Origin of the sequence: Actinoplanes sp. NPDC026623 (assembly GCF_040638275.1) — a bacterium.
Lineage (GTDB): Bacteria > Actinomycetota > Actinomycetes > Mycobacteriales > Micromonosporaceae > Actinoplanes.
In genome coordinates this window covers 1-25,084 of the sequence record NZ_JBEZXZ010000002.1, presented here as the reverse complement: position 1 = coordinate 25,084, position 25,084 = coordinate 1, and the positions used below count along the sequence as shown (strand labels likewise).

Sequence of the window (25,084 nt, the reverse complement as noted above, 5' to 3'; positions counted from 1 at the left end):
GCCCGCGCTAGCGCCAGCCGAAGACCTGGGTCCAGTAGTAGGTGCCGTTCGCGGCGCGCTGCACGCCCGCGCCGATCGCCCGTACGCCGCAGTTGAGGATGTTGGCCCGGTGCGGCGGGCTGGCCATCCAGGCCGCCATGACCTGCCGGCTCCCGGTGAAGCCGTGCGCGACGTTCTCGCCCGCCACGGCGTGATAGCCGGCGGCGCGGGAGCGGCTGCGAAGGGTCGAGCCGTGCCAGCCGAAGTGGCCGAAGTCGCCGGTGGCGGCCATGTAGTGGCTCTGCCGGACGGCGGCGACGGTCAGCTCCTCGTCCTCGGTGAGCGGGGCGCAGCCGTTGCGGATCCGCTCCTCGTTGGTCAGCGCGAACACCTCGTCGCCGAGCGCCGGGTAAGTGGCCGGAGCGGCTTCGCCTCTGGCGGCCGCGACCGCCGGGACCGTGGTCTCGGCGTACGTGGGTATCGCCGCGATCCCTAACAGCGCGGCCGGCGCGGCCACGACAAGGGCGAGACGTCGTACGGAACCGAACACTTACAGCCTCCCGATCCACGTCGGGCGCCTGTTCGCCCGGCATGGTTATCGGATCGGCTTTTCGGCTGTATGTCCCTTGTTTGACTGTTTACAACGTATCGACCCTGTAAGTTGTTAGCCTGTGGGGATGGTGGGCGGAAGCCTGATCTCGGCACCCGCGCCCTCCTCGGGGGCGTATGTCAGTTGTGCGGAGCCGCCGTGCCGTGCGGCGATCGCCTCGGCGAGCAGCATCCACACCGCGGTGCTGCGCCGGCGATGCGGCGGGTCGGGCAGGGCCAGCATCCCGGCCATCAGGTGCTCGTCCGTGAGCTGCTCGGATTGCCGGGCGGTCACCCGCACCGTCCAGCCCTGCGGCCCTGCCGAGGCGTGGACCGTGGCGGACCGGTCAGCGGCCCCGCTGGCCACCGTGCCGATCACCGCATAGAAGAGGTCCCGCAGCAGCGGGGCGTCGGCGACCAGCCCCGGCCCGGCGCCGGCCCGCACGGTCGCGTCCGTGTACGGCTCGCGGCTGGCCAGCAACTCGGCGGCCTGCGCGATCAGCGCGGGAAGGTCGACGCCGGTGCGCCGCAGCTCGAGATCGCCGGTCTGCAGCCGGCTGACCACCATGAGGTCCTCGACCAGGGCGAGCATCCGGTCGGTGTTGCGGCGCACGGCCGCCAGCGCGACCGAGCGTTCGGCCGGCGCGAGGCTGTCCGTGTCGAGGCTTTCGGTGAACGACGCGATGGTGGTCAGCGGCGTCCGCAACTCGTGCGAGATGACCGCGAGGAACCGGGCCTGCGGGGCCGCGCCCGACAGTGTCTGCGGCGGCGTATCAGGGGCGGGGGTCTGGCGCACGCTGAACTATAACTTTCCGTATATGAACGGATACGCCACGCTATCGTGGTTTTGGACATTTCATCTTTTCGCCCCCCGCGTTCGCGGGGGGCGCAGGCAAGACGCTGACCGAAGCCGCCCACGTGCCGCGGCGGCCGGCAGCCGCGTCTGGCGACGCAGCGTTTGGGGGTCACGGTGATAAGAGCATGAGCAGACTGCTCGTGGTCGAGGACGACCCGGACATCGCGTTGGCCCTGCGGCTGCTGTTCAGCCGCGCCGGCTACGAGGTGGCGCACGCCGGCGACGGCCGCGCCGGCCTCAAGGAGGCGTACGCCGAACACCCCGACCTGGTGGTACTCGACGTCGGCCTGCCGGAGATGGACGGCTGGCAGGTGCTGGAGCGGCTCCGGGACGTATCGGACGTGCCGGTCCTGGTGCTCACCGCGCACGGCCAGGAGGCCGAGAAGGTACGCGGCCTGCGCGGCGGCGCCGACGACTACCTCACCAAGCCGTTCGCCAACAACGAGCTGCTCGCCCGGGTCGAGGCGCTGCTGCGCCGCGCGTCCAGCGGGCAGAACAGCTGGGCCAGCCAGATCTACGACGACGGGCTGGTGCACCTGGACCCGACCAAGCGCAGGGTCTACGTCAAGGGAGACGAGAAACGGCTGACTCCCACCGAGTTTCGGCTGCTCAACGCCCTGGTTCGGCACGCGGGCGCGGTGCTCAGCCCGAACCAGTTGCTCACCCAGGCGTGGGACGACCCGACCGGCATCGGCCAGGAGCGGGTCAAGTTCGCCGTCCTGCGCCTGCGTCGCAAGCTCGGCTGGTCGGATCCCGATGAGTCACCGATCGAGTCCGTCCGTGGATTCGGCTACCGCTACCGGCGAGCGGGGGGTGACACCTGAGCCGGTCGAGGTAGCAGTCCGGGTGTCCTCAGATGAGGGGACGGTGGGTCGATGAGGGCAGTGGGAAACGAGCAGGAGGTAGTCCGTGGAAGACCTTGGTGAGATCGTCGGCGAGTTCCTCATGGAAAGCCACGAGAACCTGGATCAGATCGACCGGGATCTCGTCGCACTCGAACAGGAGCCGGGGTCGCGTGACCTGATCTCACGCATCTTCCGGGCCATCCACACGATCAAGGGCACTAGCGGGTTCCTGGCCTTCACCCGGCTCGAGACGCTCGCCCACGCCGGTGAGTCCCTGCTGTCCAGGCTGCGCGACGGCGTGCAGCCGGTGACGCCGACCACGATCACGACCCTGCTCGCCACGATCGACGGCGTCCGCGCGCTGCTCGAGTCGATCGAGCAGGACGGCAACGAGGGCGAAGTCGACGTCGACGCCATCATCGTTGCGGTGCACGCCCAGATGAACGCGCCAGGCGAGGCCGTCGCCGCACCGGCGAAGCCCGCCGAGGCGCCGGAACCGCTCGCCGAGATGCCCGCACGCCCGGCGCCCGAGCCCGTCGAGGGGCAGCGCAAGCCGCTCGGCGAGATGCTCGTCGAGTCCGGCGCGGCCGCGCCCAGCGACGTCGGCTCCGCGCTGCAGCAGCAGCTCGAGGGCGACGAGCGCAAGCTCGGCGCGATCCTGCTGGAGGAGGGCAAGGCCGCCCCGGCGGCGGTCACCGAGGCACTGCAGGCGCAGGCGCCCAAGCGCAGCGTCGCCGACAGCGCGATCCGGGTCGACGTCGACCTGCTGGACGGCCTGATGAACCTGGTCGGCGAGCTGGTCCTCGCGCGCAACCAGCTGGTACGCGGCGTGATGGACACCGGCGACTCCGGCCTGGTCCGTAGCGCCCAGCGGCTCGGCATGATCACCAGTGAGCTGCAAGAGGGCATCATGAAGACCCGGATGCAGCCGATCGAGCACATCTGGTCGAAGCTGCCCCGGGTCATCCGCGACCTGAGCCAGTCGCTCGGCAAGAAGGTCGAGCTGGTCATGGAGGGCAAGGAGACCGAGCTCGACCGCAGCCTGCTGGAGGCGGTCAAGGACCCGCTGACCCACCTGGTGCGCAACGCCGTCGACCACGGCATCGAGGATTCGGCCACGCGGGTCGCCGCCGGCAAGTCGCCGGAGGGCACGCTGACCCTGCGGGCCTACCACGAGGGCGGGCACGTCGCGGTCGACGTGGCCGACGACGGTGCGGGCATGGACGTGAACCGGATCGCCGCGAAGGCGATCGAGAAGGGCCTGCTCCGCCCCGAGCAGGTCGCCACCATGGACAAGCGCGAGATCATGGCCATGGTCTTCCAGCCGGGCTTCTCCACCGCGGCGAAGGTGACGAACGTGTCCGGCCGCGGCGTCGGCATGGACGTGGTCAAGACCAACATCGAGCGGATCGGCGGCGCGGTCAGCGTCGACTCGACGCTGGGCGAGGGCACGGTCTGGCGCCTCACCATCCCGCTTACCCTGGCGATCATCCAGGCGCTGACCGTCGACTGCGGCGAACAGCGCTACGTGGTGCCGCAGGTCGCGGTGCTGGAGCTGGTCTTCATCGACGGCCAGTCCACCAAGATCGAGTACGCCTCCGGCGCGCCGGTCTACCGGCTGCGCGGCAAGCTGCTGCCGCTGGTCCGCCTGGACCGGGCCCTCGGCCTGGACGTCGGCGGCGACCAGGGCGTCTACATCATGGTGCTGCACGCCGACGGGCGCCGCTTCGGGCTGGTCGTGGACCGCGTCCTCAACACCGAAGAGGTCGTGGTCAAGGCGCTCAACAGCCGCTTCAAGGACATCGGCCTGTACGCCGGCGCCACGATCCTCGGCGACGGCAAGGTCGGCCTCATCCTCGACATCTCCTCGCTGGCCCGCCGCTCGCACCTCACGGCCGAGTCCGACCGGGAGAGCGTGGTCGGCACGTCGCGCGCCGCCGCCGGCGCCGGAACGGGCGAGCGCCTGCTGGTCACCGCGGTCGGCGAACGCCGGGTCGCGATTCCGCTGGACGCGGTCACCCGGCTCGAGGAGTTCCCGCGGGAGCGCATCGAGCACGCCGGTTCCCGCGAGGTCGTGCAGTACCGGGGGCAGATTCTGCCGCTCGTGCGCCTGTCCCACCTGCTCGGGGCGTACAGCGAGATGGAGGAGAGCGAGACCGTGTCCGTGGTCGTGTACAGCGAGGGCCAGCGCAGCGTCGCCCTGGTCGTGGACCGGATCGTCGACATCGCCGAGAATTCGACGACGGCGCGCCGCGAGGCGGAGGAGGACGGCCTGGTCGGCACCGCGGTGATCCAGCAGCGGGTGACCGAGCTGCTCGACGTGCGCCGCGCCATCCTCGCCGCCGATCCGAACTTCTACACCGAGTCGACCGAGATCCTGGTGGAGGCCTGATATGGCAAGCCGTCAGTTCGCCACGTTCGAGGTGGCAGATCAACTATTCGGCGTCGAGGTCGACACGGTCCAGGAGGTGCTCTCGTACAACGAGTACACCCCGGTGCCGCTCGCGCCGCCGGCCGTCGGCGGGCTGTTCAACCTGCGCGGTCAGGTGATCGCCGCGGTGGACCTGCGGGTGCAGCTGGGCCTGCCCCGGCAGTCCATGGAGGGACCGGTGATGAACGTGATCCTGCGCGGTGACGGCGAGCCGGTCAGCCTGCTCGTCGACCGGATCGGCGAGGTCGTCGACCTCGACGACGACGCGTTCGAGCCGCCGCCGGACACGCTCAGCGGCCCGACCCGGGAGCTCGTGGTCGGCACGTTCAAGCTGGACGGGCGGCTGATGCTCGCCCTCGACGTCAACCAGGCGGTCGACACCTATCGAGCCACCACCTGATGTACAGCCTCGTCAGTGCCCCCGTCCTCGGCTTCGACCTCACCCGCCTTGGTGGCGGGTCGGCCACCGCCGAGGTGCTGCTGCGCGCCCTGCGGATGGGCGTCGGGGACCTGCCGGTGCTTGCCGAGCGGCTGCCCGACGAGGGCGTACGCGGCCCGCTCTGGGTCGAGGTGGAGAGTGCCGCACGCCGGATGCCCAGCCTCAAGGGCATGAAGGCGGACGACCCGGCGAGCTCGCTCGCACTGGTGGAGCGGGCGCCGATCGGGTCGGTGGACGCGCTGCTGACCTGCCTGCGGTACGACGTGATGGCCTGGACCTGGGAGGGCACCGGCCGCGACGCGAAGCAGACCGAGGACGCCGCCTCGGCGACGGCGCTGCTCTGCGACGCCGCCGTGGCCAGCTACCTGCGCGATGTGCTGGACGACACCACCCGGCGGATGCTCGGCGCCGGGTGGGTGTCGGCGCTTCGCAAGCTGCCCGCCGGCAAGCCGATCGACCTGGGCCCGCACCACTACGCGGTGTCCGCGCTGCTGGACCGGCTCCGGTCGCTGCGCGCCAACGACCTGACCCGGCTGCTGCAATCCGCCGAGGACGCGCGGCGCAACGCCGGCGGCTGGTCCCCGGCGGTGCACTCGGCGTCCTGGGCCGCGTACCTGTCGGACCGGGTGCGCACCGCCGCGGCGGCACAGATGCTGCTGGTGCAGGCGATGGACACGGCCGCGATCCCGGTGGCCGACCGCGCGGGCGGCGTCTGGAACATGCTCAGCGGCGCGGTGCAGGCACTCGTCGTCCGGGATCTGTTGGACACCGCCACGGCCCACCGGTTGCTCGCGCCGGTGGTCGCGGCGCTCGGCCCGGCGTGGCTCGGGTGAAGGGCCGGGTGAGGCAATGATCAGGGTTCTGGTCGTCGACGACTCCGTCGTCGTGCGCCGGCTCATCGTCGACTCGCTGACCGGCGCGCCGGACATCGAGGTGGTCGGCACCGCCGCGAACGGTCTGCTCGCCCAGGCGAAGATCGATCAACTCAAGCCGGACGTTGTCACGATGGACATCGAGATGCCGCAGATGGACGGGATCGCCGCGGTTCGCGAGCTGCGCAAGCGGCACAAGCACCTCCCGGTGATCATGTTCAGCACGCTGTCGGCCGCCGGGGCGAGCGCGACGCTGGAGGCGCTGTCCGCCGGCGCCACCGACTACGTGACCAAGCCGAGCAACGTCGGGTCGATCCAGGAGTCGATCGCGGCCGTACGCGAGCAGCTCATTCCCAAGATCCACGCGTTGGCCCGGCGCAGGTCCCCGGCCGGGCCGCCGACCCGTCCCGGTCCGCCCCCGGGCCGCCCGGGACTGGCCCCGCCGCCCGGGTCCCGCCCCGGCGCGGTGGTGCCCGGCCGCCCCGGCCTGACGTCGTCACGACCCGGCACCTCGGTGACCGGACCGGCCCGCCCGGTGCGGCGCGGTCCGCCGGCACGCGTCGACATCCTGGCGATCGGGTCCTCGACCGGCGGCCCCGACGCCCTGACCAAGGTGCTGCAGGCGCTGCCGTCGGACCTGCCGGTGCCGATCGTGATCACCCAGCACATGCCGCCGGTGTTCACCAAGATGTTCGCCGAGCGGCTCGACCGCAGCACGCCGCTGCGGGTGGTCGAGGCCGGCGACGGGATGGAACTCGCCCCCGGCACGGTCTACATCGCTCCGGGCGACAAGCACCTCGTGCTGCAGCGCCGGAGCACCGCGACGGTGATCCAGCTCAGCGGCGCGCCGCCGGAGAACTCCTGCCGTCCGGCGGTCGACGTGATGTTCCGTTCGGTGGCGGCCCTCTTCGGCGCCTCGGCTTTCGCCACGGTGCTTACCGGCATGGGATACGACGGACGGGGTGGTGCAAAGGTGCTGCGTGAGGCTGGTGCCGAGATCATGGCCCAGGACGAAGCCAGTTCCGTGGTCTGGGGCATGCCCGGCGCGGTGGTCGGCGCGGGTCTCGCCGACGAGATTCTGCCCCTGGACCGGATCGCCGCAGTGCTGATCAAGCGGGTCCAGACGGGCCGCGTCTCCCGGCCGACGGCGGTGAGCCGGTGACGCTCTCCGCAGCCGACTTCGCGTTCGTCTCGGCCATGGTCCGGCGGGAGGCGGCGATCGTGCTCGCCCCCGGCAAGGAGTACCTGGTCGAGGCGCGGCTCATCCCGGTGGCCCGGCAGGTCGGCGCGGCCAGCGTCGCCGCGTTCCTGGCGAACCTGCAGCGCCGCCCGAACCCCGCGGACCAGCGGCGGATCATCGACGCGCTGACCACCAACGAAACCTCGTGGTTCCGCGACCGGGAGCCGTTCACGGCCATGTCCGACGTGGTGCTGCCGGAACTGGTGCGCAGCCGGTCGTCGAACCGCCGGGTGCGGATCTGGTCGGCGGCGAGCTCCAGCGGTCAGGAGGCGTACAGCCTCGCGATCCTGCTGCAGGAGAACCTGCCGGCCGGCTGGTCGTACGAGATCATGGGCAGCGACATCTCCACCGAGATGGTCAAGCGGGCCGAGGCGGCCGAGTACAGCCAGGTCGAGGTCAACCGCGGATTGCCGGCCGCGCAGCTGGTCCAGTACTTCGAGCGTGCGGGCGCGCACTGGCGGATTACCCCCGCGCTGCGGCGCAATGTCTCGTTCCGGTTGATGAACCTGACCGCGCCGCTGCCGTCGATGCCGCCGTTCGACGTGATTTTTCTCAGAAATGTACTCATCTACTTCGACGTCGCGACGAAGAAGTCGGTGTTGCACAACGTCGCCCGGCTGTTGCGACCGGACGGCTGGCTGTTCCTCGGAGCGGCCGAGACGACCATCGGAATCGACGAAAATTATGAACGGGTAGCGGCCGGCCGGACCTCTGCCTACCGAGTGCGTAGCGCGGTGCCAGCCGGCGCCGCCAGGAAGGGGTGAGCCGCGGTGCGAGCCATGGTGATCGACGACTCCCGCGCGATGCGCATGATTCTCAAGCGCATTGTCGCCAAGCTGAACTTCGAGGCGATCGAGGCAGGGGACGGTCAGGAGGCTCTCGACCTGCTCGCCACGATGACCGAGGTGCCGGACCTGGCCCTCATCGACTGGAACATGCCCAACATGAACGGGCTCGAGTTCGTGACCAAGGTACGTGCCGAACCGCGGCTGCGTGAGATGACGCTGGTCATGGTCACGACGGAGAGTGAACAAAGCCAGATCGTCCGCGCACTCGCCGCCGGAGCGCACGAGTATGTGATCAAGCCCTTCACCGAGGGGGCAATGATCGAAAAGCTGGCCCTCCTGGGCCTAGTCCCGACCGGAGCGAACTCATGAGTGCCGAAATCCTGGTGGGCGAGGACGACCTTGCCGAGATGGTGGAGCAGGTCTGGGTCTCCTATCTCGATCCGGAGGGCATCAACCCGCTGGTCCTGAACGGAGACGCGAAGCAGCTGTCGGAGGTGCACTCGACGGTGTCCATCACCGGCAGCTGGCACGGGCATCTGGTCTTCGCCTCGACGCGCGACGCCGCGAAGAAGGCCGCCGCCGCCTTCCTCGCCATGGAGCCCGACGAGGTCAGCCAGGACGATCTCTCCGACGTGCTCGGTGAGCTGGCGAACATCGTCGGCGGCAACGTCAAGGCGATGCTGCCGGCCGGGTGCTACCTGTCGCTGCCCACGGTGGTGCTGGCGCCGGACACCGCGTCGTACTACCCGACGGCCGAGCGGATCACCGGCCTCTACGGCGTCTGGGACGGCGAGCCGGTGTCGATCTCGATGTGGCAGAGCGTGAAGCAGGAGGCGAAAGCATGAAGATCCTGATCGCTGACGACAGCCGGGTGATGCGGCAGATTGTGACTCGAACCCTGCGGCAGGCGGGTTTCGGCGATCACGACCTGGTGGAGGCCGCCGACGGCCAGGAGACGGTCGACAAGGCGAACTCGGAGAAGCCGGATCTGATCATCTCCGACTGGAACATGCCGGAGCTGACCGGGATCGAGGTCCTGCGCAAGCTGCGGGCGGCCGGCAACGACGTGAAGTTCGGCTTCGTCACGTCGGAGTGCACGCCGGAGATGCAGCAGGCGGCAGAGGCCGCAGGTTCGGCGTTCTTCATCGTGAAGCCGTTCACGGCCGAACGTTTTGACGAGGTCTTCTCACCTATTTTGGGATGATATAGCTATGTCTGACACCTCGGTTATCCCCGCCTCCATCACCGTCCGCAATCTCTTCGAGGACCTGCTCGGCAGGGACGTCAACGTCTCCTCGGGCGACCCGATGACCGCGGAGGACCTGCCCACCGGTGTGATCGCCGTATATACCGACACCTCCCAGCAGCTGTACGCGGTGCTCGGCATGCAGCTCTCGCTGGCCGCCAACGCCGGAGCCGCCCTCGGCCTGCTCCCGGCCGGCGCCGCGGAGGACAGCATCGAGGAGGAGAAACTCTTCCCGAACCTGGCCGAGAACGTCTTCGAGCTGTGCAACGTGCTGACCAGCCTGCTCAACCGGGAGGGCGCGCCGCACGTCAAGCTGTACCAGGTGATCTATCCGGGCATGGAGCTGCCGAACGACGCGCGCGCGCATCTGCTCGCCCTCGGGAAGCGACTCGATCTCACCGTTGAGGTGGCCCGCTACGGCAAGGGCAAGCTCTCGCTCTCGCTGGTCTGACGCAAATACTTCGAGGGTGGACGCACGGCGATGAGGACGGCGCCGTGCCTCCACCCTTCGGCGTATCTGCCCGCGAGGTTCAGGTGCGCTGGGGCGGGATCGGCCCCGGCAGGTAGGCGAGGTCGTCGCCGCGCAGGCGGTTCGCCGCCCGGCTCAGGCCGCGGCGCGCCGGGATGAACCGCTGCGGCGCCGCCGTCAGGCCGTACCGCAGCAGCTCCGCCGGGGCCGGGCGTACGGTGCCGGACAGCTCGTAGCCGCGGGACACCAGCCGCGACCCGAGGGCCGCCTCGCAGAGCGCGATCTCCTCGGCGGTCAGCCGGGTCTGCCAGCTCTGCACCCGCTGCGTCGTCACCGGCGTGTGCGTACGCGCGTGCCAGGTCTTGAACGACGGCACCGCGACGCCCGCCACGGCCGAGGGCTGCGCCATGGCCGGGTCGTACTCCTCGCCGAGGTAGGCGCACATGCCGGCGAGGACGGTGTGCGGGTCCGCGACCAGGTCCTCGTAGCGCACCTCGTGCCACTGCGCGGCGCCGAGGCGACGGGCCGCCCGGCGGGCGTCGTCCACGGCCCGGGACCAGGCCGCGATGGTCGCGTAGATGTCCTCGCGGTGCCAGGACATCTCCTTCAGCGAGGCCACGCAGTCCCGGCCGTCCCGGACGATGTTGATGAACTGGGCGTCCGGGAAGAGCTGCAGCAGGATGTCGACGTTGTTCAGGTACGCCGGCCGCTTGTCGCCCCAGCGCGGCTTGCCGAAACGGGCCGCGTACCGCTGGAAGACGGTGCCCAGCGCGGAGCCGAGGGTGCCCGGGCCGGCGGTGATCCGCTCGGCGATGTCGTCGGCGTCGAGCCCGAGGTCGCAGAAGCGGGTCTCGCGCCGATGGATGATCCAGTCGGCCAGCGCGCGCCGGTTGGCGGCCACCGACAGGTCCCCGAAGTTCCGCCGTTCCCAGTACGCGGCGAGCATGAACCGCGTCTCCGGCGGGATCGCGATCCGCGGGTGTGCGTGCAGCATGAGCTGGAGCATCGTCGTGCCAGAGCGTGGGCAACCGACGACGATGATCGGACGGTCAGTGGTCACCGTTACCTCCGGTGGGCAGTCGCGCACCAGCGGTAACATATCGTACGAATCGTAAATTATTAACGAACTGTCAAGGCGTGTCGCTAATCGTCCTTAAGCGGACATGCCCCTCAGGGCGCGGAGCCCGCCTCCGGCTCCGCCGGGGTGGAGTTCGCCGAGGTGCCCTGCTCCTCCGTCCTGCCGTATCCGGCCGTCACGAAGCGCAAACCGGCGAGCAGGACCGCGGCGATCGGCACGGCGATGAGGAACCGGATCAGCACCTGGCTGAGGTCGAGTTCGTCGACGACGTAGCGGTACACCGCCGGTGCGCTCATGAGCAGCGCGAACAGCAGGACGGAGGGCCGGATCACGGGCTACCGGCCCCGGGCGGGCCGCCGCGGCAGGGCGGCCATCGGGACCACGTCCGAGGCGATCCGGGCGCACAGCATCGCCGCCCAGGTGTGCGGGGTGGCGGGCTTGCCGTCCAGCGAGACGATCGGCCGGTCCAGGCCGAGCACCGTCGCCGGGTCCGCGGTGAGGTCCAGGCTGTGCACCACGAGCGCCTCGATGTCGCCGAGCGTCCGCAGGTGCCGGGCCGTGTCCCCGGTCTTGCGGGTCGCGTCGACGACCGCCCACACGGCGGTGGCGCGGAGCGCGTCGCACATGTCGCTGACCCAGATGGGGTCGGTTCCGCCGACCTTCGCGTCGACCACCACGATCCAGGCATGGTCGGCGTTCTGCATCCGGTCCGCCCTGGTCGCGGCGGCCGGCGGGTCGCCGAGCACCCGCGACGAGTGCAGCCCGGTCCCGGCGGCGGAGTGCCCGCCGAGCAGCAGGTGCGCCTGGTCGATGCCGGCCTGCTCGCAGAGCATCTTGCCGAGCGGCAGCGCGTGGTCCAGGTCGCCGCAGAGCACCAGGATCTCACCGGGCGCGTCCGGAATGCCCGGCGCCGCGGGGCGCGCAGCCAGCACGCCGAGTACGCCCGCGTACGTGTCGCCGCCGACGACCTGCGCGACCATCTCCTCCGGCATGCCCACCATCAGCAGGTTGCGCTGCACCGGATCCGGGTGCATCTGCCGCATCATGGCCGGCGGCTGCGCGCCGGCCCTGGTCGTCGCCTGCAGCGTCCCGGGGGGTGCGCTGCCGGGCGCGCCGAGACCGAGACCGGCCAGCGTCTCGGCCAGGTCGTTGGCGGTGGAGGCCGGCGCGAGGCCGTAGGCCGCGGCCGCGGTGCGGGGCGGCACCGGGTAGTTCGCGGGAGCGGCGGGATCCCCGCTCACGCCCAGGCCGCCCATGAGCTCGGCGAGCGACGGCACGGGCGGCACCGGTCTCACCCCGGAACCGGGGCCGGTGGCGCCGCCGTTGACCGGTGAGCCGGTGGCCTTCGCCGGGCGGAACGGCCGTACCGTCGGGCTGTCGTCCTGTTCCGGCTCCCCGGGCTGCGGCCGCGGCCGGGCCCACGCTGCGCTGTCCGCCTTGTCGAGGCCGGCCATGAGCTCGGCGAAGGCGGCACCCGGATCGTCGACCTCCCGTCCGCCACCGGAGCCGGGCCTGCCAACGGCGGAGGCGGCGTCGCCCATGCCCGCGTCGCGGCCCGTCCGGCGGTCGACGTCGGCCGGGCCGGCATCCGGCGCTATCCGGTCCCCGGACTCGGCGTGGGCCAGCAACTGCTCCAGCGTCCGTGGTGGCTCCTCGGCCGCCCTTGGTCGATTCTGCGGCCCGTCGCGTTCATCGGCGTCCGGTACCTCGACCGACAGCTCGTAGCGCTGTTTGGCGAAGAAACCGCCGAAACCACCGGTACGGACCTTGTCGGCCGAGATGATGCGGACCGATGAGCCGTACTCATCGCGCACCTGCGCCAGCAACGGCTCGATCGCCGGCCCCTCAAGCAGCACCCGCGTAGGCACCGTTCACCACCCCCATGGTCTCGATCTGTGCGGAAGAACCAGAGATCTCGGAATAGGACAGCACCTGCACGCGGCGTGAACCCGCGCGCAGGAGACGCATCAACGGCAGCCGCAACTGCGGTGAGCAGGCGAGCACCGGTGTGATGCCCTGCTGTTCGGCGGCCTCGACGAGCCGGCCGGCCTCAGTGACCATCGCCTCGGCGCGCATGCCGTCGATCGCCATGAACGCGCCGGTCTCGCTCGGCCGCAGGGATTCGAGCAGGTTCTGCTCGAGCATCGGGTCGAGCGTGATGACGGTGAGCCGGCCGCCGGTCGCGTACTGGGCGGCGATGGCCGGGCCCAGCGCCGCGCGGGCCGCCTCGACGAGGCCGTCGTGGTCGACGGAGACCTTGGCGCGCAGCGACAGCGACTCGAAGATCCGGACCAGGTCGCGGATCGGCACGCTCTCGTCCAGCATCGCCTGCAGCACCCGCTGGATCTGGCCGAGGCTCAGCACCGACGGGGTGAGCTCCTCGACCACGACCGGGTGGGTGCGCTTGACCATCTCGGTCAGCGACCGCACGTCCTCGCGGCCGAGCAGGCGGCTGGCGTTCTGCCGGACGATCTCGGCCAGGTGCGTGATGATCACGGACGCCCGGTCCACCACCGTCGCGCCCGAGAGCTCCGCCTGGTAGTGCAGCTCCGCCGGGATCCACTTGCCCGCCAGGCCGAAGACCGGCTCGACGCCGGCCCGGCCGGGCAGCGCCTGCAGGCCGTCGCCGATCGCCAGCACGGTGCCGGGCGGGGCCTGGCCGGTGCCGGCGTCGACGCCGCTGATCCGGATCGCGTACGAGGAGAGCGGAAGGTCGAGGTCGTCCCGGGTGCGCACGGGCGGCATGATCATGCCCAGCTCGAGCGCCATCTTGCGGCGCAGCGCGCGGACCCGGTCCAGCAGGTCGCCGCCGTTGGTGTCGACCAGGTCGACCAGGTCGGGGGAGAGCGCCAGTTCGAGCGGGTCGACGCGCATCTCGCCCAGCAGTTGCTCGGGGGAGTCCGGCGAGGGGCGTTCGATCTCGGCGACCGGCTTGCCCTCGCCCTCGGGGACCGGGTCCTTGATCCGCTGGGCGACCAGCAGCACGCCCGCGCCGATCACCAGGAACGGCACCTTGGGCAGGCCCGGGATGACGCACATGCCGAGCGCGGCGCCGCCGGCGATGCGCAGGGCCAGCTTGTTCTGGCTCAGCTGGGTGGTGACGCTGCTGCCCATGTCGCCCGAGGTCGCCGAGCGCGTGGTGATCAGACCGGTGGCGACCGAGAGCAGCAGGGCCGGGATCTGCGAGACCAGGCCGTCGCCGACGGTCAGCAGGCTGTAGTGGTTCATCGCCTCGGCGGGCGACATGCCCTCCTGGATCATGCCGATCGCGAAGCCGCCGACCAGGTTGATGACGGTGATGATGATCGCGGCGATCGCGTCGCCCTTGACGAACTTGGAGCCGCCGTCCATCGCGCCGTAGAAGTCGGCCTCGGCGGAGACGTCGGCGCGCCGCTGCTTCGCCTCGGCCTCGTCGATCAGCCCGGCGTTCAGGTCGGCGTCGATCGCCATCTGCTTGCCCGGCATGGCGTCGAGGGTGAAGCGCGCCCCGACCTCGGCGACGCGCTCGGCGCCCTTCGTCACCACGACGATCTGCACGATGATCAGGATCATGAAGATCACCAGGCCGATGACGAGCGATCCACCGACCACGAAGCTGCCGAACGCATGGATGACCTTGCCGGCGTCGCCGTCGCGCAGCACCAGCCGGGTGGCGCTGATGTTGAGCGCGAGCCGGAACAGCGTGGCGACCAGCAGCAGGGCCGGGAAGACGGAGAAGTCGAGCGGGCGCTGAACGAACATCGCGATCAGCAGGATGAGCAGGGCGCCGGTGATGTTGAGCGCGATCAGCATGTCGAGCAGGAAGGTCGGCAGGGGCACGACCATCATGACGATGATGCCGATGACCCCGATGGGCACGGCGAGCTTGCTGAGGTTGCGGTTCTTCACAGCACCCCCTCCACCTGCCGATACTCCCGCAGCGAGGTGTGTGATGTGAGGAAATCTCCTAGATTGAGAGCATGCCGCCCGAATTCGCGGTGGCAACCGAATTGGCGGCTCAGACGGCCGCCGGTGCCGGGTTCGGGTTGCGGTGCAGGCCGGCCGCCGAGCCCTTCGACTTGAGGCTCATCACGAACGCCAGCACCTTGGCCACCGCGCCGTAGAAGTCCGCCGGGATCTCCATGCCCACCTCGACGCTCTTCTCCAGCGCCCGGGCCAGCGCCACGTCCTGCACCATCGGGATCCGGTTCTCGGCGGCCAGTTCGCGGATCTTCTGGGCGATGGCGCCCTGCCCCTTGGCGATCACCCGGGGCGCGCCCTTCTCCGCGTCGTACCGCAGGGCGACGGCGACATGGGTCGGGTTCACCAGCACCACGTCGGCGGTCGGGACGTCGGCCATCTGCCGGTTGCGGGCCATCGCCTGCTGGCGGGCCCGGATCTGCCCCTTGACGTGCGGGTCGCCCTCGGTGTTCTTGTGCTCCTGCTTGACCTCCTGCTTGGTCATCCGCAACTGCTTGTTGGTGCGCCGGCGGACCACGAAGTAGTCGGCGGCGGCCATCACGATGCCGGCCGTGGCCGCGCCCCGGATCAGCGACAGCACGGCGTCGTTGATCACGCCGAGCAGCGAGCCGATCTGCAGCCGCCCCGCGGTCATCAGCAGCGGCACGATGTCCTTCATCGTCAGGTACAGGATGGCGGCCAGCACACCGGTCTTGACCAGCGCCTTCGTGCCCTCCCAGAGCGACTGCGGCCCGAGCATCTTCTTGATGCCGGGCAGCGGGTTGAGCCGGCTGAACTTCGGGATGAACAGCTTGGTGGCGACCCGGATCCCGCCCTGGGCGGCGGCCGCGGCGATGCCGACCGCCATCATCGTGAGCGCCAGCGGCAGCACCGCCCAGCCGGCGCTCATGAGGCCGTCCTTGAGGATGCCGAGCGCGATCTGCGGGTCCGGGTTGGCGATCACGTCCGGGATCTTCGTCATCAGCTCCCGGGAGTGGTCCATCGCCGAGCCCAGGGTCCGGGGCAGCACGATGCTGGCGGCCAGCATGCCGACCCAGGCGCCGATGTCCGGGGTGCGCCCGATCTGGCCTTCCTTCTTGGCCTTCTTCAGCTTCTGCGCTGTCGGTTGTTCGGATTTCTCCCCGGCCACGGATCACCCCCCGGTCAGCTTGACGACGGCGACGACCGCCTGGTCGATCAGTTCTTCCAGGGCTCGGGGCAGGACCGCGATCGCCGTACCGGAAAGGGTCAGGGTCAGGAAGATCTTCGCCGGGAAGCCGAGCTGGAACGCGTTCAGCGCCGGGGCCACCCGGTTCAGCAGGCCGAACGCGACGTCGGTGAGGAACAGGACGGCAATCAGCGGGCCGGCGATCTGCAGGGCGGCCACGAACATCTCGAAGACGCCCTCGGTGAGCACCTCGCTGAGCGTCGCCGTGGAGAAGGTCGCGTCCAGCGGCAGCGTCTTGTAGGACTGCAGGAAGCCCCGCATGATCATCTGGTGGCCGTCGCTGGCGAAGAGCAGGGTCACCGCGACGAGGTTGTAGAAGCGGCCGAACACCGAGCTCTGATTCTGCGACAGCGGGTCGTACGCCGAGGCCAGGGCGAAGCCGCCGAAGACGTCCAGCAGGTCGCCGGCCGCCTGCACCGCGGCGAAGTAGAGATAGGTGATGAAGCCGAGCGTCGCGCCGACGAAGACCTGCAGCGCCGCGCTCGCGATGATCGACCAGGTCTCGATCGAGGGCGTCGACGCGACCAGGTAGGGCGCCATCGGCAGCGACAGCCCGATCGAGAGCAGGACCTTGACCTGCGAGGGGATGAGCCTGGAGCTGAACGGCGGGCAGAGCATCAGCCAGGCGCCGCAGCGGGTGGCGCCAAGCATGATCGCCACAATTTCCGTGACGGGTACGTCCCAGTTCACCCGGGCCTCATTGGTACGACCCCACGAGTGCCGTGATGATCAGCCCCCAGCCGTTCACCAGCACGAAGAGCAGGAGCTTGAACGGCATCGCCACTGTTACCGGCGGTAACATCATCATGCCGAGGGACATCAGCGACGCGGAGACGACCATGTCGATGATGAGGAACGGGATGAAGATGACGAAGCCGATGATGAAGGCGGCCCGCAGCTCGGACAGGACGAACGCCGGGATCAGCGTGGTCGTCGGCACGTCCTCCGGGCTCGCCGGCTTCTCCTGGTCCGCGACCTTGATCAGCAATGCCAGCTCGTCCGGGCGGGTGTTCTCCAGCATGAACTTGCGCAGCGGCACCATGCCGTCCTCGAACGCCTGCGACTGGGTCTTCTCCCCGGCCAGGTAGGGCTGCAGGCCCTGCTCGTTCATCTGCGTCAGCGTCGGCGTCATGATGAACAGGCTGATGAACAGCGCCAGGCCGGCCAGCACCTGGTTGGGTGGCATGGCGGTCAGGCCCAGCGCGTTCCGGCTGATGCCGAGGACCATGAAGACCTTGGTGAAACACGTGGTGAGCAGCAGGACCGCCGGGGCCACCGAGAGAATCGTCAGGCCCAGCACGATCACCAGCGCGGTGGACGGCTTGCTGCCGTCGGGATTCGTGCCGTCGATGTTGACGCTGATGCCGGCGGTGGGTGACACGGTCGGCGCCACCGGCGTGGTCGGCCCCGGCGCCCTCGGCATCTCGTACCGCACGGCGACCGGTGCGGGCTGTGGAATCGGCTGCGGGTATGCCGCCTGCGCCGCGGCGGCCGGCACCAGCGCGGCCAGCGCGAAGAGCAGGATCAGCAGGGTCCGCCGCCACATGTCAGCGCCTCGTCGTCCGGTCGCGCAGGAAGTCCAGCGTCGAGCCCCAGGTCCGCGGCGACAGGATCGATCCGTCGAGCTTGCCGCCGTGTTCCGGCAGGACGGGCAGGGCCGGCAGCGCGTCGTGCTTCTCGTGCACCGGTTGCGGCTCGGCGCCGAACGCGTCCAGGTCCGTCTCGCCCAGCAGGCTGACCTGGGTGTCCGTGACGCCCAGGATCAGTGCGCGGTCCGCCACCTGGACGATCGCCACGGAGGAGCCGCGGGTCAGGTGCTGCCGGTTGAGCAGCGCCAGATTGCCCGACCCGCGCTTGGCCATGCCGCCGCGCCGCGCCACCTTGGCCAGTCCCCACATCAGGCCGAAGACGACCAGCAGCGAGAAGCCGATCCGCAGGACGAGCTCGAACAAGGCTTACTCCCGTTCACTGCCGGGAGAGATGATCTCGGTGATCCGGATTCCGAAGTTCTCGTCGATGACGACGACCTCTCCGCGGGCGATCAGCCGGCCGTTGACCAGCAGGTCCGCCGGGCTGCCGGCGGCACGGTCCAGCTCGACGATGGCGCCCGGGATCAGCGAGAGCAGCTCCCGCACGCTCATCCTGGTCCGGCCCAGCTCGGCCGAGACCTCCATCTCGACGTCATGCAGCATGTCCAGGCCGCCGCGGATCACCGGCCCGGCGCTCTGCACGGCGGGCGCCACCTCGGACGACGGCCACGGGGTGAGCACCATCGCGAGAACCGCGCGGACCACGCCGCCGTCGAGCAGCGGCACGGCGACCGATTCGTCCTTCGCCGCGATCGCGCTCAGCGCCACCCCGGGCTCCATGAGCTGTCCCGGGTCGAGGATCACCGGCCCGAACGCGCGGGCCGCGGCCTCCAGCGCGGGGCGTACGGCCGCGGTCAGGTCCAGCTCGCCGAGCGGGCTCTCCTTCAGCGCGTCCGCCAGGTCCTGCCCGACCACGACGACGACCTCGCCGGTTGCCGCGCCGCTGAACTTCGCCGTGACCGCCTGCCCGGTGGTCAGCATGTCGGCGCTCGCCATGGCGGGCGCGCCGACCAGGAGTTCCCGGCTCGTCGGCAGGACGGCCAACGCCGCCGCGGCGGCGGTCCGGACCAGTGCCAGCTGCGGCACGGTGATCGTGGGCGCGGTCATCGGCGCTCTTCCTCCTTGGGCGACGGCACCACGAGGCAGGCGAGCCGGGCACCCTGGTTGCCGGGAACTGCGTGTGCGAAAACGGTCTCGTTGACGGTTACCTCGAGCGGCACACTGGTCGGGTGCCCCAGCGGCAGCACATCGCCGGGCCGTAGCTCCACGATGTCATCGGTACGCATGCGAATGGGCTGGAATCGGACGGCTACGTCAATCGGCGCGGCGGAAAGCCCGGCCGTGAGGTTGCGGAGCGAGGCGTCGCGTACCATCCGGTCGGCCGCCGTCAGCTCGATCGTCTCCTGCATCTCGAGCACCGGCAGGATCGTGCCGAATGGCAGGCAAATGCTGGCCACGCACTCCTCGGTGCCGATGCGCACCTCGAACGAGGCGACGACGACCGCGTCGCCCGGCTGGTGGGTGCGCAGGAACTGGGCGTTGTACTCGATTTCCTTGAGCTTCGGGTTGATGTCGACGAGCGTCTCGAAGCCGTACCGGAGCTCGCCGAGCATCCGCTCCAGCAGCCCGCGCAGCAGCGGCATCTCGACGTCGGTGAGCGGCCGCTCCGGCTGGGCGCCGCCGGGGCCGCCGAGCATGTGGTCGATAGCGGTCATGACCGCCGAGGTGGAGATCTCCATCAGCACCGTGCCGCTCAGCGGCTCGATGTGCACCACGGCGATGACCGTCGGGTTGGAGAGCGTGGCGACGTACTCGTCGTAGTTCAGCTGCTCGATCGAGATCAGGGAGACGCTGCTCACCGCGCGCAGGCGGGTGGTGAACAGGGTGCCGCAGCTGCGCGCGTACGTCTCGAAGGCGATCTGCAGCGTGCGGATGTGCTCGCGGGACAGCTTGATCGGCCGGCGGAAGTCGTACGAGGTGGGGCCGGTGTTGCCGCGCCGGGACATCTTCCCGGGGGAGCGGGGCGGAGATGTGGTCACGTCGTCCTCATCGGCTCGGTTGCACGACCGCTGAGCCGGAGAGGGTGTTTTTTCCTAATCTACGGGAAATGGGCAGATCCGGGTCGACCGGACCTGCCCGTTCCCGCGGGTCACTGGGTGACGAAGCTGGTGAAGTAGATGCCCATCACGAGCTGCTTGTCATCCACGGTGTAGGCCTTCTCGATCTTCGCGAGCAGCTCGTCCTTGGCCTTCGCGCGGCCCTTCTCGGTCTCCAGCGCCGCGATGTTCATCCCGGTGTACTGGTCGATGGCCAGGTCCAGCGCCTCGGCGGTGTCGATCTCCTCCTCGCCGGCGTCCTTGGTCATCTGCAGCGCGAAGCCGAGCTTGAGGTAGTGCGCGTCGGCCAGGTTGATGGTCATCGTGTTCTCGATCGCAACGACCACGCCCCGCTCCGGCGGCGGCTTCGCGGCAGCTGAGTCGCCCTTGTTGAGGAAGGCGTACCCGGCCGCGCCTCCGCCCGCGCCGAGCAGCACGACGGCGAGCACAATGATCATCAGCATCTTCTTGGACTTCTTCGGCGCATCCGCCGCAGTGTCCTTGTCGTCCTTGCTCATCGGAACTCCTCCTGTCGTGGTCAGCCGTGCGTAGTTGCGAATTCGCCGGTTGATTCGGCGGCTGCGGCCCTGGCCTTAGCGGCCGCCGCCTGCGCCGAGGTCACTCCGGTGTGCGGCTTCGACTCGTCGCCCGCGGCGGACGGCAGCAGCGCGGCCTGCTCGGCGGGGAGCATGGTCAGGACGATGACGTCCACCCGGCGGTTCATGGTCACCGCCCGCGGGTCGCGCGGGTCGATCAGCGGCTTGGTGTCCGAGAACGCCACCGCGCTCATCCGGTCCTTCGCCAGCCCGTGCCCGATCAGGTACCGGACCGTCGTCGACGCCCGGGCCGCGGACAGCTCCCAGCCGCTCGGGTAGAACGTGGTCGCCGCCTTGAGCTGGTTGGTGTGGCCGTCGACCTCGACGTTGTTCGGCAGCTTGGCCAGCGCCGGCGCGATGGCGTTCAGGATCGCCTCGCCGCCGGGCTGCAGGTCGGCGCGGTTGCCCGCGAAGACCACCTCGTTGGTCACGACCGTGACCACCAGGCCGCGCTGGTCGATGGTGAACTGGACCTGGCCGAGCAGCTTGGCCCGCACGAGCGCGTCGGCGATCTTGTGCTCGATCGCCTCGAGGTCCTCCGCCTCCTTGGTGGCCGCCCGGGCCTTCTCCGCGGCCTTCTTGCGATCGATGGCCCGCAGCGCCCGGTCCACCTCCACGACCTTGCCCTTGGTCATGCCGTCCGTGCCGCTCGCGCCGTCGCCCGGGTCCTGGCCCGGGTCGATCGGCACGATGTCGGCGGCCTCGCTGGAGCCGTCCAGGTTCGAGAGGTTGCCGGTGACCGCCGCGTTCTGCGCGCCGAAGCCCTGCGAGAGGCCGGAGGCCAGCTCGGAGAACTTCTTCTGGTCGACGCTGCTCATCGAGTACAGCACCACGAACAGGACGAACAGCAGCGTGAGCATGTCGGCGTACGACACGAGCCAGCGCTCGTGGTTGACGTGCTCCTCGTGCTCCTCGTGCTGGCCCTTCCTACGGCGTCCCGCGCCCCCGGAGCTCATGACTAAGCGGCCTTCTTGTTCGCGGCGGCGGCCTCGGCGGCCTTGGCGGCGTCCGGCGGCAGCAGGCTACGGAGCTTCTGGGCGACCAGGCGCGGGTTGGAGCCGGCCTGGATGGCGAGCACACCGTCGATGACCAGCTCCATCTCCTCGACCTCGAGGGAGGAGAGCCGGTTCAGGCGGGACGCCAGCGGCAGCCAGATCAGGTTGGCGGAGAGCACACCCCAGAGGGTCGCGACGAACGCCGCGGCGATGGAGTGGCCCAGCTGCTCGGGCTTGTCGAGGTTCTCCAGCACGTGCACCAGGCCCATGACCGTGCCGATGATGCCGATGGTCGGCGCATAGCCGCCCATGCTCTCGAAGAGCTTCATCCCGGCCTTGTCGGCCTTCTTCTTGGCGCCGACCTCCGCGTGCAGGATGTCGTGCAGCTCCTCCGGGTCCGTGCCGTCGATGGCCAGCTGCAGGCCACGCTTCAGGAACGGGTGCTCGACCGTCTTGACCGCGTCCTCGAGGGCCAGCAGGCCCTCGCGGCGGGCCCGCTCGGCGAGCTTGACGACGTCCTCGACGAGCTTGTTCGGTGGCGTGACCTTGGCCAGGAACGCCTTCTTCAGCAGCGTGCCGATGCCCAGCGTGTCCTTGAGGACGCCACCGGCCATGCCGGCGGCGAGGGCGCCACCGAACACCAGCAGCATCGCCGGGATCAGGATGATCGAGGCGGCGCTGCCACCGTCCAGGAACTGGACGATGAAGACGATGGCCAGTCCTGCGATTACACCGACGAGAGCGGCGATATCCATCAGCGGTCCTTCCGGTGCAGCTGCAGCACGTTCGCAGCGCTCTGGTCGTCGTTGTCGTCGGTCCCGCTGTCGGCGGTACCGTTGCCGGCCAGCAGGGCGGGCTCGGACTCGATGCGGCTCGCCTGTGCGATCAGCGAGGCGCGGTAGTGGCGCACCGAGTCGATGAACTCGGGCACGGACTCGGCGATGACGTACTTGGTCCCGTCCACCAGCGTGATGACCGTGTCGGGTGTGCAGTCGGCACGCTCGACGAGGTCCGGGTTGAGTGCGAACACGGCACCGTTGAGGCGGGTTACGAGGATCAAGACATCCGTCCTTGGGGCGTCAGAGCTGGCTGGCGGAACCGTCCGTGGCCTGTCCTATGTCATTTCGGCCCTGTGCCGGTTGCCGTTGAGCGCAAGTTGGTCGCCATACGGGTGCGGCGTGGCCCGGATATAGCGAAGCCGGGGCGGGCTGTCGGCCCGTCCCGGCTTCACACCGGTGTTGCTACCTGCTAGCGCTTGAGGTTGACGAGTTCCTGGAGGATCTCGTCGGAGGTGGTGATGATCCGGCTGTTGGCCTGGAAGCCGCGCTGCGCGATGACCAGGTTGGTGAACTCCTGCGCGAGGTCGACGTTCGACATCTCCAGCGCGCCGTTGGTGATCAGGCCGAGGCCCGCCGAGCCGGCCGAGCCGACCTGGGCCAGGCCCGAGTTCACGGTGCTGCGGAACATCGAGTCGCCGATCTTCTCCAGGCCGTTGACGTTGTTGAAGTTCGCCAGGGCGAGCTGACCGAGGGTCTGCTTGAGGCCGTTGGAGAACACACCGACGATCTGACCGGTGTTCGACACCGTGTACGAGCTCAGGATGCCCGCCCCGGAACCGTCCGACGCGCTGACCCTGGCCTCGGTGCTGCCGCTGTACTGGGTGACGTCGGTGATGTCGACGTCGAGCCCGTCCAGGGCGATGTTGGTTACCGGTACGCCGCCGACCTCGGGCTTGCCGTTCACGAAATTGATCACGACGCTCGAGCCGGATGGCGTCGACGCGGTCCACTCGTCGACACCCGTCTTGGTCATCGTGACGTTCAGGGTGCCGGAGGCGCCGTTCGCGTCGATCACCGGAATGGGGATCACCTTGGAACTGCCGGGGGTCAAACCGGTCGCGTCGACCGGTGCCTCAAACGAGAGGTTTCCGGTCAGGGTGAACTTGGTGGTCGCCTCCGGTGCCAGGCTGATGCCGATCGGCAGCTTGATGTCGCCGGGCGCTCCGGCGGTGTTGACCATGCCGTTGGTGTCGGCGCCCCAGCCCTGCACGATCTGGCCGTTCGGGGTGGTCAGCGAGCCGTTGGCGTCGAAGGTGAACGATCCGGCGCGGGTGTACACGGACTCGTTGCCGCTCTTGACGACGAAGAAGCCGTCGCCCTGGATCATCATGTCGCCGGCCTTGCCGGTGGTCTGCGCGGCGCCCTGGCTGAAGTTCGCGTTGATGCTGGCGGTACGCACGCCCAGGCCGACCTGGGCGGGGTTGGTGCCACCCGAGCCGTTCTGCGGTGCACCGGCGGCGTTGATCATCTGCGACAGCGTGTCCTGGAATACCGTCTGGCTCGACTTGTAACCGGTGGTGTTGACGTTCGCGATGTTGTTGCCGGTGACGTCCATCATCTGCTGGTGAGCACGCAGGCCGCTGATGCCGGAGAAAAGGGAGCGCAGCATAAGTCAGTTGTCCTTCGTTGTAGCGGGATCATCGGATGTGGTTTGAGTGCGCCGTTCAGGTGCCCTCGCCCGAAGGCGTGGACTACGCCGGAAGTTGCGTGGGTTCCGGGTCCGCGGCGGGTGCCGCGGGCGGTGCCGCCGGCGGCGCCGCGAGGGCGGGGTGCAGGACTTCCGTGACCCTGGACAGCGGCACATCCATGTTCCCGACCACGAGCGTCGGTTCGCTGCCTCCGTTGAGCTTCGTCTTGGCGACGATGCCCGTGTGCGTATTGCCGTTAGCGTCCTGGAAGGTGACCGGCTTGCCGACCAGCGCGCTCGCGCCGATCAACTGCTGGGCCTGCAGCATGTCCGCGATCTGACCGAGCTTCTCCACCTGGGTGAACTGCGCGGTCTGCGCGAGGAACTGCGTCGAGTCGGCCGGGTTGCTGGGGTCCTGATATTTGAGCTGGGCCACCAGCAGCTTCAGGAACGTGTCCTGGTCCGCGACCGACTTGCTGCCGACGTCCGTCGTGGTCTTGCTCGTGTACAGCGACGTCGGGGTCTTACTCGTGACACCGAATTCCTGGGTCATCTAACAAGTCCTCCTGAGTGCGTGTCGGTGGCCCTCGCACTGAGGTTCGGCCGGTCCGCTGGTTCACTTAGCGGTTATCTCCGGCTTATGCCCGGACATCGATTCTGCTGTTGCCGGTGGTACGCGGGAGGCTCGGCTCGGCGGGAGCCGGCGGCTCGGCCGCGTTGCCGCCCGCCCGGTTCCCGGCCTGGGATCCGTTCTTCTCGCCCATGAAGGCGAACTGCTGGCGCGCCTGATCCTGCTGAGTCCCCTGACGCAGGTCGAGCGACGTGTTCGAGAAACCGGCCTGCTGAAGTTCGCGCCGGAGCTCATTCATCGCGTCGCGCAGCGAGTCGTGGCCCGCGTCGGTCGAGCTGGAGAGCTGCACGTTGATCTCGCCGTTGCGGATCTCGGCGATGACCTGCACCGGACCGAGGTCCACCGGATGCAGGTTGACCGTCAACCGGTGCACACCGTCGGCGTCCAGCCGCAGCGGCGTGATCCGCGCGGCGAGCTGGGTCGCGAGCGGACCGGGCATCGGCGGTGCGGGCGGCGCGGTGTTTGCGACCGGGGCCGCCGGCGCGGCCGGTGCTGTCGCGCCGACGCCGCCGAACTGCGGCATGCCGATCGGCGCGTCGGTGCCCGGTGTCGCCGCGGCGGTGAACGGGGTGAACGTGCCGTTCGCGCCGGATCCCTGCCCGCCGGATCCCTGGCCGGTCGGTTCGCCCTCGGTGCCGGTCTCGCCGCCGGTCGTCGCGGCCCGCTCGGCGGTGGCCGGAGCCTCCGCCGGCTGGTCGTTCGCGGGCTGCGCG

The 25,084-nt window shown here is 69.6% G+C and carries 29 protein-coding genes; 10 read left to right on the top strand and 19 right to left on the bottom strand.

Features of this window, described 5'->3' with window-relative positions:
* Positions 1-7: 7 nt before the first annotated feature.
* On the bottom strand, positions 8-529 hold the full coding sequence (locus AB0F10_RS00815) for a CAP domain-containing protein (RefSeq protein WP_360619561.1): 522 nt from the start codon (positions 527-529) through the stop codon (positions 8-10).
* A 114-nt stretch (positions 530-643) separates the two neighbouring features.
* The gene (locus AB0F10_RS00810; protein WP_360619560.1) at positions 644-1,363 is read right to left on the bottom strand and encodes a HAMP domain-containing sensor histidine kinase; all 720 of its coding nucleotides are present in this window, start codon (positions 1,361-1,363) and stop codon (positions 644-646) included.
* Positions 1,364-1,548: 185 nt separating this feature from the next.
* On the opposite strand from AB0F10_RS00810, the gene AB0F10_RS00805 reads away from it, so the two are divergent.
* From AB0F10_RS00805 to AB0F10_RS00760, 10 genes are all read left to right on the top strand, one after another.
* The gene (locus AB0F10_RS00805; protein ID WP_360619558.1) at positions 1,549-2,247 is read left to right on the top strand and encodes a response regulator transcription factor; all 699 of its coding nucleotides are present in this window, start codon (positions 1,549-1,551) and stop codon (positions 2,245-2,247) included.
* Between the two features lie 85 nt (positions 2,248-2,332).
* Positions 2,333-4,660, top strand: coding sequence for a chemotaxis protein CheW (locus tag AB0F10_RS00800; RefSeq protein WP_360619556.1), 2,328 nt, complete (start codon positions 2,333-2,335; stop codon positions 4,658-4,660).
* A gap of 1 nt (position 4,661) precedes the next feature.
* The gene (locus AB0F10_RS00795; protein WP_360619554.1) at positions 4,662-5,099 is read left to right on the top strand and encodes a chemotaxis protein CheW; all 438 of its coding nucleotides are present in this window, start codon (positions 4,662-4,664) and stop codon (positions 5,097-5,099) included.
* Complete coding sequence (locus tag AB0F10_RS00790; RefSeq protein WP_360619553.1) at positions 5,099-5,971, top strand: hypothetical protein; 873 nt, start codon at positions 5,099-5,101, stop codon at positions 5,969-5,971. Before AB0F10_RS00795 ends, AB0F10_RS00790 begins: the two co-directional genes overlap by 1 nt.
* 16 nt (positions 5,972-5,987) lie before the next feature.
* Positions 5,988-7,172, top strand: coding sequence for a chemotaxis response regulator protein-glutamate methylesterase (locus AB0F10_RS00785; protein WP_360619552.1), 1,185 nt, complete (start codon positions 5,988-5,990; stop codon positions 7,170-7,172).
* Positions 7,169-8,014, top strand: a complete 846-nt coding sequence (locus AB0F10_RS00780) for a protein-glutamate O-methyltransferase CheR (RefSeq protein WP_360619550.1) — start codon at positions 7,169-7,171, stop codon at positions 8,012-8,014. Before AB0F10_RS00785 ends, AB0F10_RS00780 begins: the two co-directional genes overlap by 4 nt.
* A gap of 15 nt (positions 8,015-8,029) precedes the next feature.
* The gene (locus AB0F10_RS00775; RefSeq protein WP_360220349.1) at positions 8,030-8,407 is read left to right on the top strand and encodes a response regulator; all 378 of its coding nucleotides are present in this window, start codon (positions 8,030-8,032) and stop codon (positions 8,405-8,407) included.
* Positions 8,404-8,883: a chemotaxis protein CheX gene (locus tag AB0F10_RS00770; protein WP_360619549.1), complete on the top strand. Its 480-nt coding sequence runs from the start codon at positions 8,404-8,406 to the stop codon at positions 8,881-8,883. The genes AB0F10_RS00775 and AB0F10_RS00770 overlap by 4 nt, the downstream gene beginning before the upstream one ends.
* Positions 8,880-9,242, top strand: a complete 363-nt coding sequence (locus AB0F10_RS00765) for a response regulator (RefSeq protein ID WP_360619548.1) — start codon at positions 8,880-8,882, stop codon at positions 9,240-9,242. Before AB0F10_RS00770 ends, AB0F10_RS00765 begins: the two co-directional genes overlap by 4 nt.
* A gap of 7 nt (positions 9,243-9,249) precedes the next feature.
* Entirely contained in the window at positions 9,250-9,735 is a 486-nt protein-coding gene (locus tag AB0F10_RS00760; RefSeq protein WP_360619546.1) for a hypothetical protein, read from the top strand.
* A 79-nt stretch (positions 9,736-9,814) separates the two neighbouring features.
* On the opposite strand, the gene AB0F10_RS00755 is transcribed toward AB0F10_RS00760, so the two are convergent.
* The 17 genes from AB0F10_RS00755 to AB0F10_RS00675 all read right to left on the bottom strand — a co-directional run.
* Complete coding sequence (locus tag AB0F10_RS00755) at positions 9,815-10,813, bottom strand: sulfotransferase (RefSeq protein ID WP_360619544.1); 999 nt, start codon at positions 10,811-10,813, stop codon at positions 9,815-9,817.
* 110 nt (positions 10,814-10,923) lie between these two features.
* The gene (locus tag AB0F10_RS00750) at positions 10,924-11,163 is read right to left on the bottom strand and encodes a hypothetical protein (RefSeq protein ID WP_360619542.1); all 240 of its coding nucleotides are present in this window, start codon (positions 11,161-11,163) and stop codon (positions 10,924-10,926) included.
* Positions 11,164-11,166: 3 nt separating this feature from the next.
* A complete protein-coding gene (locus AB0F10_RS00745) occupies positions 11,167-12,699 on the bottom strand; it encodes a hypothetical protein (protein WP_360619541.1) in 1,533 nt (510 codons plus the stop codon).
* Positions 12,677-14,719, bottom strand: a complete 2,043-nt coding sequence (gene flhA, locus AB0F10_RS00740; RefSeq protein ID WP_360619540.1) for a flagellar biosynthesis protein FlhA — start codon at positions 14,717-14,719, stop codon at positions 12,677-12,679. Before flhA ends, AB0F10_RS00745 begins: the two co-directional genes overlap by 23 nt.
* Positions 14,720-14,828: 109 nt before the next feature.
* Positions 14,829-15,920 carry an EscU/YscU/HrcU family type III secretion system export apparatus switch protein gene (locus tag AB0F10_RS00735; protein WP_360619539.1) on the bottom strand — a complete coding sequence of 364 codons (1,092 nt, stop codon included), beginning with the start codon at positions 15,918-15,920 and terminating at the stop codon, positions 14,829-14,831.
* Positions 15,921-15,923: 3 nt separating this feature from the next.
* Positions 15,924-16,649, bottom strand: a complete 726-nt coding sequence (gene fliR / locus AB0F10_RS00730; RefSeq protein ID WP_360619537.1) for a flagellar biosynthetic protein FliR — start codon at positions 16,647-16,649, stop codon at positions 15,924-15,926.
* A gap of 46 nt (positions 16,650-16,695) precedes the next feature.
* Entirely contained in the window at positions 16,696-17,544 is an 849-nt protein-coding gene (gene fliP, locus AB0F10_RS00725; RefSeq protein WP_360619535.1) for a flagellar type III secretion system pore protein FliP, read from the bottom strand.
* Between the two features lies 1 nt (position 17,545).
* Positions 17,546-17,950 carry a flagellar biosynthetic protein FliO gene (locus AB0F10_RS00720; protein ID WP_360619534.1) on the bottom strand — a complete coding sequence of 135 codons (405 nt, stop codon included), beginning with the start codon at positions 17,948-17,950 and terminating at the stop codon, positions 17,546-17,548.
* Positions 17,951-17,953: 3 nt separating this feature from the next.
* On the bottom strand, positions 17,954-18,694 hold the full coding sequence (fliN, locus tag AB0F10_RS00715) for a flagellar motor switch protein FliN (protein WP_360619533.1): 741 nt from the start codon (positions 18,692-18,694) through the stop codon (positions 17,954-17,956).
* Positions 18,691-19,626 (bottom strand): flagellar motor switch protein FliM, encoded by a 936-nt coding sequence (locus AB0F10_RS00710; RefSeq protein ID WP_360619532.1) that lies wholly within the window; start codon positions 19,624-19,626, stop codon positions 18,691-18,693. Before AB0F10_RS00710 ends, fliN begins: the two co-directional genes overlap by 4 nt.
* Before the next feature lie 110 nt (positions 19,627-19,736).
* Positions 19,737-20,201, bottom strand: coding sequence for a flagellar basal body-associated FliL family protein (locus AB0F10_RS00705; protein WP_360619531.1), 465 nt, complete (start codon positions 20,199-20,201; stop codon positions 19,737-19,739).
* 20 nt (positions 20,202-20,221) lie between these two features.
* Positions 20,222-21,235 (bottom strand): flagellar motor protein MotB, encoded by a 1,014-nt coding sequence (locus tag AB0F10_RS00700; protein WP_360619530.1) that lies wholly within the window; start codon positions 21,233-21,235, stop codon positions 20,222-20,224.
* Between the two features lie 2 nt (positions 21,236-21,237).
* Complete coding sequence (locus AB0F10_RS00695) at positions 21,238-22,029, bottom strand: flagellar motor protein (RefSeq protein WP_360619528.1); 792 nt, start codon at positions 22,027-22,029, stop codon at positions 21,238-21,240.
* Entirely contained in the window at positions 22,029-22,334 is a 306-nt protein-coding gene (locus AB0F10_RS00690; protein WP_360619526.1) for a flagellar FlbD family protein, read from the bottom strand. Before AB0F10_RS00690 ends, AB0F10_RS00695 begins: the two co-directional genes overlap by 1 nt.
* Positions 22,335-22,522: 188 nt before the next feature.
* Positions 22,523-23,722 carry a flagellar hook protein FlgE gene (locus AB0F10_RS00685; RefSeq protein WP_360619524.1) on the bottom strand — a complete coding sequence of 400 codons (1,200 nt, stop codon included), beginning with the start codon at positions 23,720-23,722 and terminating at the stop codon, positions 22,523-22,525.
* Positions 23,723-23,804: 82 nt separating this feature from the next.
* Positions 23,805-24,293 carry a flagellar hook capping FlgD N-terminal domain-containing protein gene (locus AB0F10_RS00680; protein ID WP_360619522.1) on the bottom strand — a complete coding sequence of 163 codons (489 nt, stop codon included), beginning with the start codon at positions 24,291-24,293 and terminating at the stop codon, positions 23,805-23,807.
* Between the two features lie 85 nt (positions 24,294-24,378).
* Positions 24,379-25,084 (bottom strand): flagellar hook-length control protein FliK (locus tag AB0F10_RS00675; RefSeq protein WP_360619520.1); only part of this gene is annotated, 706 nt, incomplete at its 5' end.